This is a genomic window from Fulvivirga sp. M361, from assembly GCF_007097395.1.
Classification (GTDB): domain Bacteria; phylum Bacteroidota; class Bacteroidia; order Cytophagales; family Cyclobacteriaceae; genus Fulvivirga.
In genome coordinates this window covers 258,709-280,812 of sequence record NZ_VKDC01000002.1, presented here as the reverse complement: position 1 = coordinate 280,812, position 22,104 = coordinate 258,709, and the positions used below count along the sequence as shown (strand labels likewise).

Annotated in this window: 17 protein-coding genes; 11 read left to right on the top strand and 6 right to left on the bottom strand. The window is 40.6% G+C overall.

Going from position 1 to position 22,104, the window contains the following annotated elements; translation table 11 throughout:
• Positions 1-592, top strand: a 592-nt coding sequence (locus FNH22_RS02560; protein ID WP_221420202.1) for a transposase, incomplete at its 5' end; no start/stop codon positions are given.
• A gap of 295 nt (positions 593-887) precedes the next feature.
• Here FNH22_RS02560 and trxA read toward each other — a convergent pair.
• The 4 genes from trxA to FNH22_RS02540 form a co-directional block, all read right to left on the bottom strand.
• Positions 888-1,211 carry a thioredoxin gene (gene trxA, locus FNH22_RS02555; RefSeq protein ID WP_143396740.1) on the bottom strand — a complete coding sequence of 108 codons (324 nt, stop codon included), beginning with the start codon at positions 1,209-1,211 and terminating at the stop codon, positions 888-890.
• A gap of 130 nt (positions 1,212-1,341) precedes the next feature.
• The gene (locus tag FNH22_RS02550) at positions 1,342-2,001 is read right to left on the bottom strand and encodes a porin family protein (protein ID WP_143396739.1); all 660 of its coding nucleotides are present in this window, start codon (positions 1,999-2,001) and stop codon (positions 1,342-1,344) included.
• 25 nt (positions 2,002-2,026) lie between these two features.
• Positions 2,027-3,520, bottom strand: coding sequence for a caspase family protein (locus FNH22_RS02545; protein ID WP_143396738.1), 1,494 nt, complete (start codon positions 3,518-3,520; stop codon positions 2,027-2,029).
• A 182-nt stretch (positions 3,521-3,702) separates the two neighbouring features.
• Entirely contained in the window at positions 3,703-4,071 is a 369-nt protein-coding gene (locus FNH22_RS02540) for a hypothetical protein (protein ID WP_143396737.1), read from the bottom strand.
• A 105-nt stretch (positions 4,072-4,176) separates the two neighbouring features.
• Here FNH22_RS02540 and FNH22_RS02535 point away from each other — a divergent pair, with 105 nt between their 5' ends.
• On the top strand, positions 4,177-6,969 hold the full coding sequence (locus FNH22_RS02535) for a glycosyl hydrolase (RefSeq protein ID WP_143396736.1): 2,793 nt from the start codon (positions 4,177-4,179) through the stop codon (positions 6,967-6,969).
• Positions 6,970-6,999: 30 nt separating this feature from the next.
• Here the strand turns inward: FNH22_RS02535 and FNH22_RS02530 are convergent, their stop codons facing one another.
• Positions 7,000-7,584, bottom strand: a complete 585-nt coding sequence (locus FNH22_RS02530; RefSeq protein ID WP_143396735.1) for an ACP phosphodiesterase — start codon at positions 7,582-7,584, stop codon at positions 7,000-7,002.
• Positions 7,585-7,802: 218 nt separating this feature from the next.
• Here FNH22_RS02530 and FNH22_RS02525 point away from each other — a divergent pair, with 218 nt between their 5' ends.
• From FNH22_RS02525 to FNH22_RS02515, 3 genes are all read left to right on the top strand, one after another.
• Positions 7,803-8,210 carry a TerB family tellurite resistance protein gene (locus FNH22_RS02525; protein WP_143396734.1) on the top strand — a complete coding sequence of 136 codons (408 nt, stop codon included), beginning with the start codon at positions 7,803-7,805 and terminating at the stop codon, positions 8,208-8,210.
• A gap of 1 nt (position 8,211) precedes the next feature.
• Entirely contained in the window at positions 8,212-8,913 is a 702-nt protein-coding gene (locus FNH22_RS02520) for a bifunctional 2-polyprenyl-6-hydroxyphenol methylase/3-demethylubiquinol 3-O-methyltransferase UbiG (protein ID WP_221420201.1), read from the top strand.
• 116 nt (positions 8,914-9,029) lie between these two features.
• Positions 9,030-10,304: an amidohydrolase family protein gene (locus FNH22_RS02515; protein ID WP_143396732.1), complete on the top strand. Its 1,275-nt coding sequence runs from the start codon at positions 9,030-9,032 to the stop codon at positions 10,302-10,304.
• Between the two features lie 152 nt (positions 10,305-10,456).
• Here the strand turns inward: FNH22_RS02515 and FNH22_RS02510 are convergent, their stop codons facing one another.
• A complete protein-coding gene (locus FNH22_RS02510) occupies positions 10,457-10,990 on the bottom strand; it encodes a DUF4924 family protein (protein WP_143396731.1) in 534 nt (177 codons plus the stop codon).
• A 219-nt stretch (positions 10,991-11,209) separates the two neighbouring features.
• Here FNH22_RS02510 and lepA point away from each other — a divergent pair, with 219 nt between their 5' ends.
• From lepA to FNH22_RS02480, 6 genes are all read left to right on the top strand, one after another.
• Positions 11,210-12,997: a translation elongation factor 4 gene (lepA, locus tag FNH22_RS02505; RefSeq protein ID WP_143396730.1), complete on the top strand. Its 1,788-nt coding sequence runs from the start codon at positions 11,210-11,212 to the stop codon at positions 12,995-12,997.
• A gap of 100 nt (positions 12,998-13,097) precedes the next feature.
• Complete coding sequence (locus tag FNH22_RS02500) at positions 13,098-13,964, top strand: bifunctional 5,10-methylenetetrahydrofolate dehydrogenase/5,10-methenyltetrahydrofolate cyclohydrolase (RefSeq protein WP_143396729.1); 867 nt, start codon at positions 13,098-13,100, stop codon at positions 13,962-13,964.
• A 122-nt stretch (positions 13,965-14,086) separates the two neighbouring features.
• Positions 14,087-16,000, top strand: a complete 1,914-nt coding sequence (locus tag FNH22_RS02495; RefSeq protein WP_143396728.1) for an OmpA family protein — start codon at positions 14,087-14,089, stop codon at positions 15,998-16,000.
• Between the two features lie 158 nt (positions 16,001-16,158).
• Positions 16,159-19,278, top strand: a complete 3,120-nt coding sequence (locus FNH22_RS02490) for a SusC/RagA family TonB-linked outer membrane protein (protein ID WP_143396727.1) — start codon at positions 16,159-16,161, stop codon at positions 19,276-19,278.
• A 10-nt stretch (positions 19,279-19,288) separates the two neighbouring features.
• Complete coding sequence (locus FNH22_RS02485; RefSeq protein WP_143396726.1) at positions 19,289-20,800, top strand: SusD/RagB family nutrient-binding outer membrane lipoprotein; 1,512 nt, start codon at positions 19,289-19,291, stop codon at positions 20,798-20,800.
• 13 nt (positions 20,801-20,813) lie between these two features.
• On the top strand, positions 20,814-22,064 hold the full coding sequence (locus FNH22_RS02480) for a hypothetical protein (protein WP_143396725.1): 1,251 nt from the start codon (positions 20,814-20,816) through the stop codon (positions 22,062-22,064).
• Positions 22,065-22,104 lie beyond the last annotated feature (40 nt).

The window sequence follows — 22,104 nt, the reverse complement described above, 5'->3', positions numbered from 1 at the left end:
CCCTAATGTAAAAAGTGCTGTCTGGGGACTTGATAACTGGATAAGTTTGAGCCCAGGGATTGAACTCAACTCCATGATATTTTCCCACGAAAATGGAAAACCAAGAAGATACATTGTCGTCAAAAAGCAGGTGGATATCCGCCCTGACTCAACAGGTAAACAGCTCTTTGAAGAGCTACCCGGTTATCGCTATAGTTGTTATGTGACTAATCTGGACTTGCCCCTTGATCAGATATGGAATATCTATAACACGCGGGCGGATTGTGAGAACAGGATTAAAGAATTGAAAGATGATTTTGGGCTAGATAGTTTTTGCCTGCAGGATTTTTGGGCTACTGAAGCCTCATTCCGATTTATTATGGTAGCCTATAACCTGATGAGTTTATTCAGACATTTTGCCCTTAATCATCATAATAGGGCCACCCTTAGAACTTTAAAATCCTATTGCTTTGCATTAGGAGCTTGGACAGTAAGCCATGCCAATAAAACGGTATTGAAAATCTCTCTAACTGCTAAAAAAAGACCATGGATGAAGGGAATATTTTCTCAAATCAATAACCTAAGCCCTCCTTTCAATTATTCCAATGCATAATCCGGGTTAAATAGATTAATTTTTCCCGATGAACCGGTTGTATATTATAGCCTTGGCCGCTTGAATGCCACGTTGGGCTTGAATGCTTTGGCTTTGGAAAACTTTGAAAAAGCATACGAACTGGACCCTGAAAGTGAGGTTATAGCTAAAAGGCTGAGTGAAATAAAAAGCAGATAACAGAAAACTTCCAATGGTTTCTACAATTACATTGTCAGATCCAAAGGATCATGTGCCAGAAAGCTTTAAATTAAAAAAGGTCCCGGAAGGACCTTTTCATTATTTCAAATCTATGATGTTATGCAAGTTGTGCATCAAGTTTTTGGGATAGCACTCCCTTAGGAACTGCTCCTACCTGCTTATCAACGATCTCACCACCCTTAAATACAAGTAAAGTAGGTATGCTACGGATACCGAATTTAGCTGAAATATTAGGGTTCTCATCCACGTTCACTTTGCCGATAACGGCTTTTCCATCATAATCTCCTGCTAACTCTTCAACTACCGGCCCGATCATTTTACATGGTCCACACCATTCAGCCCAAAAGTCTACAAGCACGGGCTTTTCGCTATTTACGAGTTCTTCGAAGTTAGCGTCTGTAATTTCAATTACTTTATTCATTACTTTACGGTTTTATTATTTCTTTAACTATCCTTACTAAGTTAGAATACAAATATAGACGAATTTGGTTCGTTTTAAGGTTACTAAAAGCCATAATAAATGTCAATCGTCCCATAGATGACAGTTATTGCTATTTAGCAAAGACGGGAAGTGCCGTGCTTATTTGGAACAGACTGAGGGTTCCCTCCAGACCGTCATTTGTCTCTGTGTACTCATCTGTATAAATGCTTGATAAGCTGGCAGAATAGCGCAGGTTAAAGCTCAGCCCTGACGGTAACTCATATCCGGCACCTATAGCAAACTTCAGATCTACTCCTTTAACAGATTCATCAAAATCAACGGAAATAGATTCCCTTGCATCTTCACCTTTTCGTGTGGTAGTAAAGCGTGCTGCTAATAGGAAGTTAAATGTTGGCCCTGCCTCTAAGGTCAACCCGGAGGAATGATTATACTTAAAGAGTACAGGCAGTGATAAAAAGCTATATTTATCTTTTAATTCAAGGTCTAAATCTTCTGTATTATCGATGATCTGGCCAATGGTTTCTCCAGTCAATTTTCCACCTTCTCCGGAATACATTAATTCAGCACGCAAATTCATGCTTTCCTGGAAGGTGTATTCAAAAAAACCACCCAAATGAAAGCTGGCCAATGGAGTTATATCAAGGTCCGGATCAGGATCAAAAGATACAGTGGATATATTAAACCCGCCTTTAACTCCGAATTTTATTTGTGAGAAAGCTAAAGAGCTTATACACAGTAGTATTACAAGTAATGGTAAAGTTTTTTTCATGGTTTTAGTTTATAATAGGTGTATCTCAGTTAGGCTGCTGGTAGAAGTAGAAGTCTTTCACAAGTGAAGAGGTTTCCCAGGGGATCTGTTGATTGTTGGATTTTTTCATAACACTTACTCTCACTTGCTTAAACAGGTCTTCCAGTTTCAGGTCGGGTTTGTAGATATAGTTGAGTATTTCCTGCGTATAGAGTCCGTTTTTACCTGTTCCGTCGGAAGCTGTTCTGCCCGGGGCTGTGGCAAAGGCTACAATGGTACCGGGAGGAGCGTCTGTGCCGGTCAGGCCAGCTGAACTATCACTTTCTTTCACCCTTAATCCTTCGAAAGGCGTACTTCTGCAAGCATCCAGGATCACTATGTTCGTTTCTACGTCCATCAGTTCCATCTTGGATAAGATACTCCCGGTGTCCACACAGGAAGAAGTGATGTCATTCTCATTGGAGAGATTTGCATCTACAGGTACCAGGTAGTTTCTGCCGGAATGTTGTACACCATGGCCAGCATAAAATACAACCCCTGTTTTATACTTGTCAAGCTTCAAAAGATAATTTCCAATCACCCGTTTCATCTCATCGGATTCAAGATTATCGTACTTCATCACTTCGAAACCCAGTTTTCTCATGGCCAGACGCATGTCATAAGCATCATTTTTTGGATTAGATAAGTTATCGGTATGTAAATAATTGCTATTACCGATAATCAATGCCAGACCACGATACTTTAATTCTTCAGGCTCTTCATAGTAAACTGTCCGTGTGAAAAAGGACATACCGAATTCATCAGATAACTTCACTTTGATTTTATTTGCGCCCGGCTTTAATGTAAGAGTGGATATGTAAGTGTATGAACACTTTCTATCGTGAGTAATTATATCCTCCAGTTCTTCATAAGACGTGCTGTTTACATCTACTTTAAGAGACATTTTTTTAGCGTCAGATGTCAGACACAGTTGCAATGAGAACGTATTTACATCCGTTTTGAAATTGGCTTTAGCAGGACTTATCCATCCCAAACTGGGTTTATTACCCTCTATTTCTTCAATTTTTTCTAAGCCGATGCTGAAGACATCTTCATTAACCACCGCTGACATTTCAGGGTTCTCGTCAATAAGTTTGACCTTTTTCCGGTGGAACAATGCCGGGTTTTCAAACTGTTGCTTTCCTTCTGACTCTGGTAATTGCACAAAAGATAGTTTAGAGCCAAACCCGTCACCATAGCCGGCTTTTATATAATATTTTTGTCCCTTTAAGACACCAAAACTTACTTTTTTCGAAGTAAATACAGAAGCTTTAAGCTTGAGTTCGATCGCTCCTTCATTAAATACACGATAAATGAGTTTAGAGCCATTTGAGAGATGTCCGAATGTTTTGTCGTTAGCCTGGGCCTGGAAGATAACTGCCCCGCCCTGGAACTGCTTAGGTCTGAAAATATGAATTTCAGCGTATTCTGTCTCTGTACCGGAGTCTGTCCAGCCGGTAAATAAGAAAAAGCAAAGCGCCAAAAATGTCTTCGATGTCATTACTCCTCAATAAACTATGAAAGTACATATAAAAGACTTAATGGCAAAGAGTTAGAGTGTTATGCTAATATGAATTCATCCCTTAGTGACCTTATGTACAGTACACACGACCTGGTACATATTTTATATGATTTGCAAAGGAGGTGCAATAATATTTAGCATTTAGAGTTTTATGAAAATAGTCAGTCCTCAGGGTAAGGAATGTATACAAAATTTGTAAAGTCATCATCAACCACAAAGAGGCAACAGAATTCATCCGGATCCTTGTAACTGCTTTTAAAATCTTCTTCCATATCTTCGCCCACAATCTCTCGCTGTACAAATTCATCCAGGAAAGAAGCATGGTAATTCCAATGGGTGGCCAGTTCCATTTTACCTACCAGTAACTGACCTATCGGTAAGTCGATTTTAGAAACAGCAAAGATTGGAAAATCAGAAAACCCTCTTTTTCTTATTTGATAAGAAGCTTCTTTCAACGTATCAGCTACTACAACGAAATCTTCAGAAATAGAGCCTAAATATTTTCCGTTTAACTCCGGGTCATTGTTCATAGAAAGATCACATTTACCATCTGTACAAAACTAACAACTTTTGAAGATCAAGTACTTTGAGACGCACACGAATATTCATTAGCTTCGTTTAAACCTAATAAAAAAATGAACGTGATAAGACTTACCCTTACCTTCCTTACCGTATGTTCCTTAACGTTGGCTCAAACGCCTGGTGAGACACTTGAGAAAGGCTATACGAGTCGCTCAGTACTTAAGGAAAACTCCTTGCTAAAAAACTACCCGGTAAGGAATATAGGCCCTGTAGTACAGGGAGGAAGAGTGGCAGATATAGATGTAAATCCAGGTGATGTCAATGAATACCTTGTGGCCTTTGCCTCGGGTGGTATTTTCAAAACTACCAATAACGGGATCACGTTCGACCCCATTTTTGATGAAATAGGGGCATTGGGGATAGGAGATATTGCTGTGGCTCCGACAGATTATAACGTTATCTATGTGGGTACCGGTGAAAAAAATAGCAGTCGGTCCAGCTATGCCGGTACAGGTGTCTATAAATCTGTAGATGGCGGTGGTACATGGGAGCATCTCGGCCTGAAAGACAGCCAGCATATATCCAGGATTATTGTGCATCCTGAAAATCCGGAAGTAGTATGGGTAGCTTCTTTAGGGAGCTTGTACAGTCACAATGAGATGCGTGGAGTGTTCAAAAGTACAGATGGTGGGAAAACCTGGAGCAAAACACTTTATGTGAATGATAGCACGGGTATTGTTGACCTTGTTATCAACCCTGAAAACCCTAAGCAGTTATGGGCGGCTTCCTGGGAAAGAACACGTAAAGGATGGAATTTTAAAGGTAATGGTATGGGCTCTGCCATTTACAGGTCAGATGATGGGGGTGCTTCCTGGTATAAGACGGTCGACGGATTTCCTTCAGGGGAACAGGTAGGCAGGATCGGGCTGGCCGTGACGCCGTCATCGCCAAATGTGGTTTATGCTTTTTTAGACAATCAGGCAGAAAAAGAGGTGCCGGTAAAAGAAGAAGAGAAAGCCACGCTCAAAGCCGTTGATTTTACTGATATGACAATGACCGATCTTTTAGCGCTGGATAATGAAACCCTGAATACATTTTTGAAAGAAAACGGATATCCAAAAAAGTATACAGCAGAAATTGTCAAAGCAGACATAAAAAAAGGTAAATACAAGCCAGCTGATATCGCTAATTATCGAGGTGACGCCAATGCAAACCTGGTGAATACCTCTGTAATAGGAGCCGAGCTTTATCGCTCAGATGATGGCGGCATTACCTGGAAGAAAATGAATAGTTATGACCTGGATGGTGTGTATTTTACCTACGGATATTACTTTGGAGAAGTACGTGTGGCACCGGATAACCCCAACCAGATCTACGTTTTTGGGGTGCCATTACTCAAATCAAATGATGGTGGAGTTACCTATGACCGAATCGATTCGTTGGGTAATGTGCATGCAGATCATCAGGCCTTATGGATAAACCCAAAAAACGCACAGCATCTCAGGTTAGGAAATGATGGCGGACTATATGAAAGCTATGACGGGGGAGCCTATTGGCATCATATCAATAATATGTCAGTGGGTCAGTTCTATACAGTGAACATAGATTTTGAATCGCCTTATAATGTATATGGAGGCCTGCAGGATAACGGTTCTTTAGTAGGTTCCTCACAATCCGTTCCCAACCGTACGATCCACTGGCAGCGGATATTTGGTGGAGATGGTATGTTTGTAGCGCCTGACCCCCGAGATGCCAATCTGGTGTACACCGGATTTCAGTTTGGAAATTACTATAGAAAAGATCTTAGGAAAAATGATGCAGTAAGAATAACGCCAATGCATGACATAGGTGAGTCCAAATTACGCTTTAACTGGCGTACTCCTATGAAATTGAGTGAGCATAATCCTGATATTGTTTATATGGGTGCTCAGAAAATGTTCCGGAGTTTTGATCAGGGAAATTCGTGGAAACCGATAAGTCCTGACCTTACCAAAAACCTTCCGCAAGGAAATGTACCTTATTCTACTATTAGCGCATTTTCAGAGTCTCCGCTGAAATTTGAAATAATATACGCAGGTACTGACGATGGTAACGTACAAGTAACGACCAGCGGCGGAAGTAGTTGGCAACTGGTCAACAAAGGATTACCGGAAGGTAAATGGGTGAGTAGTATTCAGGCTTCTCCGCATGATCCAGCCCACGTTTTTGTAAGTCTCAATGGCTACCGAGAAGATGATTTTAATACGTATATTTTTATGAGCCAGGATTATGGAGCTACCTGGCAATCCTTAAAAGGAAACCTGCCTGAGGTTGTGGTCAATGACCTGGTGCAAGATCCGGTGAATCCGGATCTGCTCTACCTGGGTACCGACCATGGTACATATGTTAGCCTGGATAAAGGAAGCAAGTGGCATGTTCTCAGTGCCATTCCCAATGTGGCTTCTTACGATCTTATAGTTCATCCAAGAGAGAACGAGCTGGTAATTGCTACTCATGGCCGAAGCATGTATGTTACCGATGTAAAACCTTTACAACATCTGGCAGGTGGATCCATAGCTTTGAAAGCCTTTGCTCCAACAGACATTACCCATTCAAAAAAGTGGGGAGAAAAAAAGTATCCATACTTACCGGCATCAGTACCTGCAGTAGAAGTACAGTACTTTGTAAGTCAGCCAGGTGATATTAATGTGACGGTGACGGATGGGAACGGAAATGAGGTAAAAGCGTGGACCGAAAATGCTATAATCGGGTTCAATAAGACCGTATGGGATGTTAAAGTGAAGCAGCAGCCTAAAAAGAAGAAAAAGGGTATTCCTGTGACGTATGAGTATGCTTCTGAAGGTAAGTATACCTTGCAACTGTCACAAAACAATACTACTGATCGTGTAGAATTTGAGGTGAAGTAGAAGAGGTATGGGTTTATCACGTTGATCTATCTAATGATCAGACAGCCAGTTTGTGGCAAAGTCTTTTACTTCAGGAAGGAAGGTTTTAAACTCTTCCTCGTATAAGAGATAATCCCTTGCCAGGTCTTCAACAGCCTCTTCCATATTAGATTTAAAGCGGGTCCTTCTTGACATGCCCATAAGTGCTTGATGTATTCCCTCAATAGTGGCATATTGCAATAACCAATTGTCCCGTTTCATGTACTTCAGCACCAGCTTCATTTTTTCAGGGAGTATATTATCATGATATTCCAGGGTATCGTATACATGATGCGTAAAGTGTTCCAGCTCTTCTGTATGATAATTACTCCAGTGGATAGCAAGAAAATGATCATAAAAAATATCTACGATTACTCCGGAATAATGCCTGTAAGTTACACTTAGCCGGCGTTTACTTTGGCGAACAACCGGATGCTGATCTGTATATGAATCAATAGAACGATGTAGTTTCACACCTCGGGCAATGCCCTTATCAAAATTCTCGTAGCTTCGTCCTTTAACGAAATCACCGATAAAGTTACCGACTAACAGCTTTGTATTATCACCGGACAAATATGCATGTGCTAAAAAATTCATCCCTGGTTAAATCCGGTGGTTTTCATGGATATGTAATATTTAGTCTGATCTATCGGTATGTTATGCAGTATAGGTTTTTAGGCGTAGAAGATCAAATGCAGAAAAAAAAATAGCTTGGAATATTACGTTTTTCCAAGATAGAAACCTGACCATTAGGCAATAATGAAATTGACATTTTTAAAAAATCCTATCTTTAATCCTTCTTTAAAAAAATAACAATGGCAGATAACCCACACTTAAATATTCTGGTCCAACTGGCTAAAATTGATGGCGAAACAGATGGCTCTGAATTGGAGTTGATACGCGAAATAGGTGCATCACAAAATGTTTCTGACAAGGATATAGAAAAGATCATAGACAATACAGAAGCTGCAGATACCATTCCTTCCCTTGAACATCTTTCAAGAGAACAGAAAGTGGACTTAATGGCGAACCTTGTTCATGTTATGAAAATAGATGGCCGAATAGATAAGGAAGAAATGAAGTTTTCTCTACGTGTATTGAAAAAATTAGGCTACGATGAAGATGCCCTGTTTGAGCTGGTCTCTACCACTTACGTAGACTCTAAAGAGGGCATAGATATCTCAACGATAAGATTTAGGGCGGCTAACTTTCTCAGCGCTTAAGTTGAAAGACTTCGATGTTTATGGACATGCTCTGATGGATTACTTCATCGGTAATCCGGACACTTTTCTCACACTTCACAATTCTTATGGTGCACCTGAGCAAATGCCGGTGAGCGTTTTTTTTAGAGAGGAAGAGGATTTGACCCCTTTGGAGAAGAGAGCGTTAAATTGTTGCAAGGGTAAGGTGTTAGATATTGGCGCTGGAGTTGGACCCATTACCAGAATACTTCAGCGAACCCATTACGCGGTAGCATTAGAGCTTTCTGAAGATGCCTGCCGGATTGCTAGTTTCCTCGGTGTTAAAAATATTGTTCATGGGGATATCAGGACATATGATGAGGATCGTTTTGATACTTTGCTTATGCTAATGAATGGGATAGGCCTGGCCGGAAAAGTGTCGGAATTGGAAGGTTTTTTTAACCTGTTAAAAAAGCGCCTTAATCCGGGAGGAAGAATTGTCTTGGATTCCAGTGACTTAAGTTACTTATATGCTGAACTTAAATCAAACAGCTCCTTGGGAGAGATCAGTTACCAATATGAGTACCAGGGTCGTAAAAGTCCATGGTTTAATTGGCTTTATGTAGATCAGCTCACACTCCAAAAATATGCTTCCAGAGCAGGTTTTGAAACCAAAATCATTTACGAAGATGAAAATGATCAATACCTGGCAATACTTGAGGCCATAGAACCTGCCAGCATCTAAACCAGCAAATAATAGAGATCGAAGTGATTAAAATAACCCGTCCATTCCGGTAATCACATTTCTGTACCTATTTTATTACTCAATTTGTAATTTCAGGCATACCTAAACATAATCGTATGAAAAATTACTTTTTACTATTTTTTGTGCTTTGCACATTCACACTACATGCCCAGCGGAGTTTGATCCATTGCGGTTCTTTAATAGATGGGGTAAGCAATAGAGCCAAAAGCAACGTCACTGTAATTGTAGAACAAGATAAGATCGTTTCCATCGATAATGGGTTTACCCAACCAAAAGGGGATGATGTGGTGATAGACCTGAAAGGCCATACAGTGCTTCCCGGCTTAATGGATATGCACATTCACATAGAAGGTGAATCCAATCCAAAAGCCTATCTGGACAGGTTCACTAAAAATAAAGCGGATGTTGCCTATGATGCAGCTGTTTATGCTGAAAAAACATTAATGGCAGGTTTTACAACTGTTCGTGATCTTGGAGGAAGTGGTGTGAATATTTCAATACGTAAAGCCATCAAAGCTGGTAAAGTCAAGGGACCAAGGGTATTTACCGCTGGTAAATCTATTGCCACTACCGGAGGGCATGCTGACCCCACCAATGGTTACCGTGAAGACCTTATGGGAGATCCCGGGCCAAAGGAGGGAGTAATTAATGGTCCGTATGAAGCTCGCAAAGCGGTACGTCAACGTTACAAAGATGGTTCAGATGTAATCAAGATCACCGCTACAGGTGGGGTGCTTAGCGTTGCAAAAGATGGATCAGGGCCTCAATTTACCATGGATGAACTTAAAGCGATTGTAGAAACAGCCAACCAATACGGAATGACGACAGCTGCACATGCACATGGGGCTGAAGGAATGAAAAGAGCAGTAGAGGCAGGTATTACTTCCATAGAGCACGGTACGCTTATGACCCCTGAAATTATTGAATTAATGAAGAAGAAAGGTACGTATTACGTTCCTACCATAACGGCCGGCAAATCGGTAGAGGCTAACGCCAAAATTGAAGGGTACTACCCTGCTGTAATCGTTCCTAAAGCTTTGGCCATAGGACCTCAAATTCAACAGACTTTTGCCGCCGCCTATAAAGCAGGGGTGAAAATAGCGTTTGGAACTGATGCAGGGGTGTTTGATCATGGAGAGAATGCCCGTGAGTTCCAGTATATGGTAGAGGTAGGTATGAAGCCTATGGAGGCGATCATGTCAGCTACTATAAACAGTGCAACAATGTTGGGTATTGAAAAGACACTCGGCTCGATAGAGACTGGAAAACTGGCTGACATTGTAGCCGTACCTGGTGACCCACTAAAAGATATGACACTTATGCAAAAGATCTCTTTTGTGATGAAAGAGGGGAAAATTTATAAGAAATAATAGATATTGACTACCTGTATTTTTCACTTTACCAGAGAATTATACGGGTAGTTTTAGAGGTGTCTTCGTGTCATGATACCTTAGCGGTTCGATCCTTTCAGGCTTTAGGAACACCTCCTGATTTCACCCATAGAGTCTGGTGATACATGCAATTAATTTGGTTTCATAAAACTATGTTGTTTGTGCTTGTAACTCAGATAGGAGAGTACGTCACCGAAATGATTGGCTTTATTTAATAAATCCTTATCTACAGGCTTACCATTCAGACGCAGTAACAGCAACCCATAAATGCCATTAAGACATACCTGGATGTCAGAAAGAATACCACCTTCTGATTTATGTTCCATGATCAGTTTTTGTGATTTGTTCCAAACCTTCATAAAACCTTCATCGCCTTCATCCACTAATTTATTTTTCAGGTGTTCCAGTTCGTCTACATATACCTGTACTTCCTCGAGATGACCATATCTCTCAATTTTTTGTGCCTGCATTTTAAGTAAAAGATCGGTATACCATAGCATGACGTCTTTCTTTTCCCGGTCAGATACAGGAAGGTGCTTCACAACATGTTCTGTAATGAGGTTCATATCAAAATTATAAGCACGTATCAGATCTTCCGCCTGATACATATATATAATATATTCGGAAATATTTTCCTGCTTCTTCTTTTCCGCTTTATGGGTCATACCATTCTGATTTTACCGATTACTATTGTTCGGGATGTGGGCCTTCTAAGACGCTGCGGGCTTATTTCAGGATAAACCGGTGTCCCTTCCATGACCAAAGGTATTACGAAACATTATAAGGTTAAAGTCAAATTGTAAATGAGGTTACGCTAGTACTGATTTATTATCTACTTTTGCACTTTGGAATTCAAAAAAGGGATTTCTTAAGCAGAACATTAGATGGAGAAAATAAGGAATTTTTGCATTATCGCCCATATTGATCACGGAAAGAGTACGTTGGCGGATCGATTACTTCAATCGACGGGTACTGTTATGGAACGTGACATGCAGGAGCAGTTGCTGGACGATATGGATATTGAGCGTGAACGGGGGATCACAATTAAAAGTCATGCCATTCAGATGAATTATTCATTAGAAGGTACTGAGTATGTTCTCAACCTGATAGACACTCCGGGACACGTTGATTTTTCTTATGAAGTTTCTCGCTCTATAGCGGCCTGTGAAGGTGCATTATTGATCGTAGACGCTGCACAGGGTATTGAGGCACAGACTATCTCGAATTTATACCTGGCGCTGGAACATGACCTGGAAATCATACCCGTACTTAACAAGATTGACCTTCCAAGCGCCATGCCCGAAGTAGTATCTGATCAGGTCGTGGAATTGATCGGATGCGATCCTGAAGATATCATCAAGGCCAGCGCTAAAGAAGGCATAGGAATCGACGATATATTAAGAGCTATCGTTCATAGAGTGCCGGCGCCTAAGGGTGACCCGTCAGAGCCTTTGCAAGCCATGATCTTTGATTCGGTTTTTAATTCTTTTAGAGGTATAGAAGTTTATTTCAGAGTTTTTAACGGGGAAATAAAGAAGGGTGACAAAGTTAAATTTGTCAATACGGGGAAAACCTATGATGCGGATGAAATTGGTGTGCTGAAGCTAAAGCAGCAGCCTGAGCAGAAAATCAGCGCAGGCAATGTTGGTTATCTTATCTCCGGTATCAAAGTAGCAAAGGAAGTAAAAGTGGGAGATACCATCACCCATATGGATCATCCCTGTGCAGACGCAGTACAAGGTTTTGAAAATGTTAAACCAATGGTTTTTGCAGGTATTTATCCTGTGGATACTAGTGAATTTGAAGAACTACGCGCCTCTATTGAAAAACTACAACTTAATGATGCGTCTCTGGTATGGGAACCGGAAACTTCAGCGGCCCTCGGTTTTGGTTTCCGCTGCGGCTTTTTGGGAATGTTGCATATGGAAATCGTACAGGAGAGGTTAGAGCGCGAGTTTGATATGACAGTGATTACCACCGTACCGTCCGTTCAGTTCCATGCCGTAAAAACCGATGGTGACATTATGTATATCAATGCACCTTCTGAAATGCCTGAACCCAACACCATATCACATATTGAAGAGCCGTTCATAAGAGCCCAGATCATTACCAAAGCCGAATACATTGGTAATATTATCAGCCTTTGTATGGATAAGCGCGGTATCATCAAGAACCAGGTCTATTTGACATCAGATCGGGTAGAGTTATCTTTTGAATTACCACTTTCTGAAATTGTTTTTGACTTTTTTGATAAACTGAAAACTTTGTCTCGTGGTTATGCTTCTCTTGATTATGAACTGATAGGATTTAGGAAATCCACCATGGTTAAACTTGATATCGTGCTGAATGGAGAACGTGTAGATGCGTTAAGCGCTATTGTACATCGTGATAAGGCTTATGAATGGGGTAAAAGACTGTGTGAAAAACTGAAAGAACTGTTACCTCGCCAAATGTTTGAAATAGCCGTACAAGCGTCTATAGGGACTAAAATTATTGCAAGGGAAACGGTAAGAGCCATGCGCAAGAATGTATTGGCAAAATGTTACGGCGGAGATATTACCCGAAAAAGAAAGCTTCTGGAAAAACAGAAAAAAGGAAAGAAGAGAATGCGTCAGGTCGGCAATGTGGAAATACCCCAGGAAGCCTTTATGGCTGTACTAAAACTAGATTAATGGCTGAATGGTCAACCTGAGAATTACGAAAGACTAACAACTCCGTACTCAAGACTAGAGACTAACGACTCCATACTAAAGACTAACCACTACAAAAAAAATGACTACTATACTTGACGGTAAAAAAATAGCTAACGAGATACAATCGGAAATTGCTAAAGAGGTAGAAGAGATCAAGCAAGATGGAAAAAAGATACCTCATCTTGCGGCGATATTGGTGGGAGATAACGGAGCCAGCCAAACCTATGTTAATAACAAGATAAAGGCCTGTAAAAAAGTGGGCTTTGAATATACATTACTGCAATATCCTGAGTCTATCAGGGAAGAAAAACTACTGGCCAATGTAGATAGAATTAATGAAGATGAAGATATAGACGGCCTTATTGTGCAGTTACCATTGCCCGATCATATTTCCGGTGTAAAAGTTACAGAGCATATCTCTTCGGCTAAAGACGTGGATGGGTTTACCAATGTTAACTATGGACGTATCACTTCTAAAAAGCCAGGTCTTATGCCAGCTACTCCTTTCGGTATTCAGGAGTTACTGAATCGATATGAAATTGACATTAAAGGAAAGCATTGTGTAATAGTGGGTAACAGTCGTAATGTGGGGGCCCCTATGAGCACTATAATGTCATATCACGAAAATGCTACGGTCACCGTTTGTCATATTCATACCCAGGACCTGGCGTTATTCACACGGCAGGCTGACATACTTATTGTAGCGACAGGTCAGCCAGGCCTTATTACTGCGGATATGGTAAAGGAAGGCGTGGTAGTAGTAGATGTTGGGATCACTCGTATTCCGGCTGATAATCCGAGAGGTTATATGTTGAAAGGAGATGTTGAGTTTGAAACAGTGAAATTCAAGGCATCTTATATAACACCAGTGCCAGGTGGTGTAGGCCCTATGACCATAGCTTCTTTACTTCTCAATACCTTAAAAGCGACCAGGGCACGTCATTAGTTAAAATGGTGTCGTTGGGAAATATCCTTTTCCATTACTAAGTTTAATGGATAACCATTATTATCTGAAAGCTCATACCAGGACGGTCATATCTAGTGGTATGACGAGTAGGGAATGACACCATGAGATTATTAATCGTTATTCTATTTTGTCTGGGCTCATTACATGTTTCAGCGCAGCGGACGCTGAGCACAAAATCAAAAAAAGCAGCTGAACTATACTATCAGGCTGATAATTTTCGCGTTAGGGGGCAGTATGTTGCAGCGCTCGACCTTTTGCAGCAAGCCGTTAAAAAAGATAAAGATTTTTACGAGGCTTATTTTAGAATAGCCGTTATCAAAAAAGCCAAAGGTGATCTGGAAGAGGCTGAACGCCTGTTAAAAAAAGTTATAGAACTTAATTCCGGCAATAATGCTGCGAGCTTCTTTGAGCTGGGTGAATTATATCTACAGAAAAATGACTTTAAAGAGTCTTTACTTTTTATAGACAAGTTTTTGGCGTCGGGCTCACGTAACCGACAACGTCTGGACGAAGCCAATCGCATAAAAAGCAACGCCGAATACGGAATTGAAAACAGTGATATAGCTGCGCAATACAATCCGAGGCCTTTGAGTGACACAGTAAATAGTTTCCCAATGCAGTATTTTCCTGTGGTGTCTGTAGATCAAAAGTCATTGATCTTTACCCGTCGTTTGGGAACAACTCTAGAACATGATGAAGATCTGGTCATATCAACGCGCACGGAAAATGGGGCCTGGGGTCAACCTTTATCCATTTCCGATAATATTAATTCCGGATTCAATGAAGGGACCTGTACTATTTCCGGTGACGGTCGAACTTTGATATTTACCTCTTGCAATGGTCGTAACGGTTATGGAAGCTGCGATTTATACATCAGCTATAAAACCGGAGATAGATGGTCAGAACCTAAGAACCTTGGTGCGAATATCAACGCACAGTCTTGGGAATCACAACCTTCTCTGTCAGCGGATGGCAGAACATTGTATTATATTTCAAATCGCCGGGGCGGGGTAGGCCGAAGAGATATATGGATGAGTACGTTGGATGAAAACGATGTTTGGAGTAAGCCAACCAATTTAGGGCCAAAAGTGAATACGATCTATGACGAAGTATCCCCTTTTATACATCCTAATAATAGTACACTCTATTTTGCGTCTAATGGGCGTGAGGGTTTTGGTGGTTTTGACATTTACTACAGTGAAAGAGAAGGTGAGCATTGGGGAGATCCGGCCAATTTGGGTTACCCCATTAATACAGGGGAAGACCAGGTCTCACTTTTCATTACCTCGGACGGGGAAAAAGGGTATTATTCTCATGAGGATAACAACGACCCAGGCCGAAAAGGTAGACTGTACGAATTTGATGTGCCTGCTCAGGCTAAAGTGAAATATAGTACGTCATATGTTTTCGGTAGGGTTTTTATTGAAGGAACGGATACACCATTAAAAGCGAGCGTGGAACTGTTTGATCTGAGTAAGAATGAGCGGGTTTCACTGGTTTCTTCAGACTCATTGAATGGGAAATACCTTATTGTACTCAAGGAAGGTGCACAGTATGCCCTTTATGTAAATAAAAAGGGCTATTTATTTAAAAGTCTGACATTCAACTATGAAAATACTGACCTCGATCCGGTGGAAAGGGATATTTTTCTGTCACCCATAGAAGAAGGAGCCAGTGCTGTGTTGGAAAATATCTTTTTTGACATTGCCAAATCAGAACTTAGGAAAGAATCACAAACCGAGTTAGATAAAGTAGTACGTTTTCTGAAAGCAAATCCTGACGCTAAAATAGAGATATCCGGACACACAGATAATACCGGAGAAAAGGGCTATAACTATAATCTATCATTGAAAAGGGCTAAATCTGTATATGACTATTTGTTAAGAGAAGGAGTTTTAGTTCAAAGAGTCCAATACAAAGGCTACGGGTCTGATCGCCCGTTAAAATCTAACGATACCGCAACAAATCGTCAATTCAATCGGCGTATCGAGTTTGAGATCATCTCGGACAATTAATCCCCCAAATTGGGTTAATTAACCTCCGAATTATTTCATTCGACGATTTTTTTTACCACTATATGGGGTAATTTTATTGCCTGATTTATAACGTATTCCAATTTTCTCATTAAGTTTGAGAACTTAGTAAACCTAATTTTTAACCTAAACAAAACAGTATGAAGAAGTATTTACTACTTAATTTCATGTTGTTGCTCACAGTCGTGTCTGGCGATTTGTGGGCTCAACAACGTACCATATCTGGTAAGATCACCTCTATTGAGGATGGTTCTACTCTACCAGGAGTGAATGTGGTGCTTAAAGGGACTACTGCAGGTACAGTTTCCGATATTGACGGTAATTACAGCTTGTCGGTTCCTACTGGTGAAGGGACACTTGTTTTTTCCTTTATCGGACTTCAAACCGAACAAGTAGAAATCGGGGAAAGATCAGTGATCGACGTTCAGATGAGCGCTGATGTTAAGCAGCTTTCTGAAGTAGTTGTTACCGCAGCTAACATTGAAAGACAAGCCAAATCACTTGGATATTCCGTTACGTCAATAGATTCCGAAGAATTACTCAAAGCCAGGGAATCGAATGTTGTTAACTCTTTACAAGGTAAGATAGCAGGTGTGAATATTGTAAGTTCAGGGGGATCTATCGGAGGATCTTCAAGAGTCCTGATAAGGGGTGCAGCGGCATTGAGCTCAGATATTCAACCCTTATTTGTGGTAGATGGTATACCCATTAACAATACCAATGAACAGTCTATTCCGGGTGATGGTGGTGATCAGAGATTTGCCAATGATTTTGATTATGGTAATACTGCTCAGGATATAAATCCGGATGATGTAGAAACAGTAACGGTGTTGAAGGGTGCTACAGCTGCTGCTTTATACGGTCAACGTGCCAGAAATGGTGCCATTCTAATAACCACTAAGAAAGGTAAAAACACAAAAGGAAAAACAAGTGTTACCGTTAATTCCAGTATCAGATTTGATAATGTTTTAAGGGCACCTGATTTACAGAGTGAATATGGACCAGGTACTCAGGGAGAAGTTCGTGAAAATACAAGGTTTTCTTTCGGCCCAAGGATATCAGGTCAGGAGTTGCCAGAAGGAAATTGGCTAGGTCTTCCCGGGCCTTTAACGGCTTATGAGGATAATTTTACTGATTTCTTTGAGACAGGTCAGACATTGATCAACAGTGTTGCTGTATCTAACGGAAATGAAAAGACAAATTTCAGATTGGGATACACCAGCTTATTGCAGAAAGGTATTGTGCCCGAAACGGAATTGACCCGAAATAGTATCTCTTTGAATGCCGGTACTGTTCTGGACAATAAAATATCAGCTAGCATAGGTGTACAATATACTAAAACGGACAACGACGGTCGTCCAAGAGTTGGTTTTAATGATGCTATTGGTGATGCTATTTATAATTTGCCAATTACCTATAACATCAATGACATGAAGGAATTCAAAGATGAGTTTGGGGTCCAAAGATCATTGAACGATCAGGTAAATAATCCTTATTGGACATTGAATGAAAGTGTATTCGAATTGGATAGAGATAGATTGATCAGTAATGTTACCGTACAATACGATCCGCTGTCATTTCTCAACATAACAGGTAGGATAGGCTATGATTTCAGTTCAGAGACAAGATTTTCACCCACCGCGAAAGGAACCGTTAATGCAGAAGATGGGGCCTTTTTTATTGACGAATTGAATCAAAAGCAGTTTAACTCTGATCTGATCGTTACATTCAGCCAAAGCCTGGCAGAAAGTTTGGGCGTGAAAGTTATTGCAGGATGGAATGTGAATCAAAGAGATCTTTTTCAATTCACGCAAAGGAGTGTACAGCTGGCGGCTGCCGGCGTATTCAGGCCTGCTAATGCACAGCAAAATATAACTGATATATTTGAAAGTACCCGAAGATTGATGGGAGCTTTTTTTGATGTTGGGTTTGAATATAATGATTATCTTTTCTTAAACGTTACAGGTAGAAATGACTGGTCATCTACTTTGCCACGTGATGAACGTTCTTTCTTTTATCCTTCTGTAAGTTCAAGTTTTGTGTTCTCCGAGGCATTCAATTTGCCATCGGAAATTATTTCTTTCGGTAAGTTAAGAGCAAGCTGGGCACAGGTAGGTAGTGACGAGGAGCCTTACCGACTCGATTTCCTTTACGAGCCTAAGACTTCAGTATTTTTTGTACTGTCAGGAACTGCCGGATTAGCATTCCCTTTTGGAGGTCAGCTAGGTTTCGAGCAACCTACTACTATACCTCCACAAAACCTGAAACCTGAGATACAGACCAGTTTTGAGTTTGGTGCTGAGTTACAGTTTTTGGATGGTCGTATCGGGTTAGATGTTGGGTATTTTGATATTAAGACAGAAGATCAGATCATATCCCTTAGCCAATCTCCTTCGTCTGGTTTTAATGCAAGAAGAATCAACATTGGTGCTACTAAGAACACAGGATGGGAGGTGTTATTAACGGCCACTCCATTGTCATTGGATAACTTCCAGTGGGATGTAAGCGCTAATTACACCAGGATCAGACAAGAAGTAATTTCATTGGCACCAGGTGTGGAAGAATTTAACTTAACCGGTGGTATTAATGGGCTACAAGTGAAAGGACGACCAGGAGAAGCTTTCGGACTATTCGGTACCGGATTTGCCAGAGATTCAACAACAGGACAATTCTTATTGGATGCTCAAGGTCTGAGAATACAAGAAGAGAATGTTCGTTTAGGAGATATTTATCCGGATTTCACTTTAGGTATATCAAACACTTTTACTTATAAGGGAGTTAGCTTAAGCTTCTTATTAGATTACAGAAACGGTGGCGTACTATATTCGGAAACGGTGGCTGATCTAAGACTTCTTGGTTTGGCGGAAGAAACTTTAAACCGTGATCAATTAATTGTTGATAAAGGGCTAATAGAAGGAGAAGGGGGTGCCCTTGTACCCAATACTATAGGTGTCGATCCGGAAGAATGGTGGGCCAACCAGGATAACATAGAAGAAGCAAATACCTTTGAGAATACATGGTTGAAACTAAGAGAGGCAAGAATATCTTACAGACTTCCCAGGTCGATTGTAGAAAAGACCCCATTCGGAGGTATAAATGTAGCAGCTGAAGGTAGAAACTTATGGTTGATTTATTCAAAAGTACCTCACATAGACCCTGAACAAAATGTATTTGGGGCTACCGATGCCGGAGCGGGTATTGAAGCTGGTGGTTTACCATCTACAAGAAGCTATGGTTTTAACATTTCATTGACTTTTTAAATACATAGTGATGAAAAACATATATTATTATTTTATAGCCTTGACAAGCACGATTGTTTTTTCCGCTTGCGAGGACAATTTTCTTGATGTTAATGATAGCCCTAATGCAGGGGTAGTGGCTGATGCCAACGTTCTGTTTACAGGAGCTATTGTTGAACAGATAAATAACAGAACGCAATACTTACAGCAATATGGTAACTATTATACCCAACATTACTACAGTGGTAATGATAGTGGTTTCCTTACTGACTGGGAGAGATATCGACAGGGCGGAGTGCTTCTGAGCATTTGGTCTGGTAACTTTTGGAATAGTTATACCAATATTACCTCACTTAAATTAGCTGAAGACGAAGCTTTGGCGACAGGCTTTTTAAATACTGCAGCTCAGGCTAAAATTCTTCAGGCAGAGATTTACTTAGAATTAAGTTTATTGCATGAGAGGATTCCATTTACTGAATCCAATACGATTGGTATAAACAATCCTAATTTTGATGATCAGGAGGATGTATTCAATGGTGTTATTGACATACTGGACTCGGCGGCAAGCATCATAGATGTTACTACCGGAGGACAGGTGCAGGGAGGTGACTTGTTGTATTCAGGCAATATGACAGCATGGCTAAAGTTTGCTAATTCTCTTAAATTCAAGGTTCTGATGTTGAAGGCTAATGCTGATCCGGGAGCAGCAGCTGAAATAGCAAGTTTCATGGCCACCGACCCCAGGATGTTCGAGAATAATGGGGATGATGCCAAGGTTGATTTTCTGAGAGAAGTAGGTAACCAAAATCCGGGATGGAGACTTTTTGACGCCTTTGGCGCCTGGAATTTCCAGGATGAAACCGGCGATGAGACAGAGAAAGATGGTAAGGGTTTTGCGATGTATTTAAGCCCTATTTCTAAAAGTATCTTTGAAAACTATACATCTATAGATCCTAGATTGAACTTATTGTTCAGGCAACAACGAGATACACTGGAATACCTCACAATTGACTTGAATGAAAATTCTGATGATGATGTAGCCTATATTGATGAGAACATTTACCAGGAGATCTATCCGGATTATTTCATGACCTATAGTGATGTGCAGCTTCTAAAAGCGGAGGCTATTATTAAAAATTACATACCGGGAACACCAGAAGAAGCTCAAACAGCTTACGAAAATGGTGCTAAGGCCAGTATTGAGCGATACAATGCTCTAGGTAGAATTCGTAACGCTGATCAAGCTGCCATAGATGCTTATATGGCTGCTCTGCCTATGCTGTCTGCCCCAACGACTACGACGAATGCAACAACAGCGCTGGAACATATTTATTTACAGCAATATGCAGATAGTTATTTGCGTGGGTTACATGCGTGGACGAACTGGAGACGTACCGATTATCCTGTTTTGGAGGCCCACGAGGAGGGCTCAGTAGGAGGAATCATAAAAAGATGGCCTTACGATACGGATGAACCTGCAATTAACGTGAATTTCCCACCAAGTGTTCCGGGATTAGGAGAAGCTATGTGGTTTGAAAACTAAGATCAAAGAAATTATGAAATATTTATATTTAGTTTTAATAGTTGCTCTTATTGCTACCTCTTGTGATGAAGAAGATGAGCGACTTGATTTTCTGGATGATTCCGCCAACAGAATTGACCAGTATTATGCATGGGAAGAGGCTGACGCCGCTGAGGTTACGGAAGGTGGATCCACCACTATCACACTTGAAAATATCTGGACGTTATCTACTGAGGATGTTCAGGTTGAAATAGGTATTAGTGGTACGGCTGCCGGAGATGTTGGTAATGGTATTACCATTACTAACAAGTCAGTTGTTGAAGGATTCACTTTTAATGATATCACTATTTCCGGTAATACTATATCTGTGGTTATCAACAATAATGATACCCTTCCATCTATCGATTTGGAATTAGAGATTGCCGTGGCTAATAATGCTACTACGGATACTGATCAAAATTTGATATTCACAATAAATAGTGTTACCAGAGGAGGACAGGCGCTTGGAGTAGGAGATAATGATGGAGAGCTGATCACTAAAACCGTGAATATCGTTGATAATCCTTTGGAGGTAAGCTTATCGCCTGGGAATGTGTCAAGCATGGAAAATTCTAAAGATTCTACGACTGTAAGCCTTTCATTAAACTACGCTACTTCAGAAGATGTTACCTTAACCCTGGGTACATTTGGGAATTTAGTTGAGACGACTGATTTTGTATTTGAGGACTTCAATACTACAATGGTAATTTCGGCGGGAAGAACAGATACGACTTTCAAAATCATCAACAGGGACGATCTGATGGTTAAGGCTGGTACAGACTCTTTAGGTGTGTTCATATCTAATGCTACAATAGGAGGCTCTTTAAGTCTCACTAAAAGTGGGATGGATAGTCTTGTATATTTTCAGACAGATGATATTAAGACAATGAAATTGTCGGGGACCGAAAGTGATACTTTGCAACTCGGTGCCATTTCAGATGCGGGAGTAAAGATTTTCAGAGTCAATTTGGATAATGTTTCTACTGAGATGGTTGAAATAGATTATGATATTAACCCTACTAACGGTGTTGAAGGAGATGATTATACCGATTTGTCTGGTGGTACACTTGTATTTAATCCGGGGCAAACCGTGGCGGAAATAGCCGTTCAGGTGTTGGCGGATGCATTCGAAAATGTGAATGATGTTACGCTTGAAATTGCTTTGGATCATACATCGTTAAATACCGGCGATGGTGAAGTCAAAGTAGAAGCGGGACAAAAAACATACATCAAAGTCAATAACTGATATAATTTCAGGTAGCAGTTTAAAAAACCTGGCATATTAC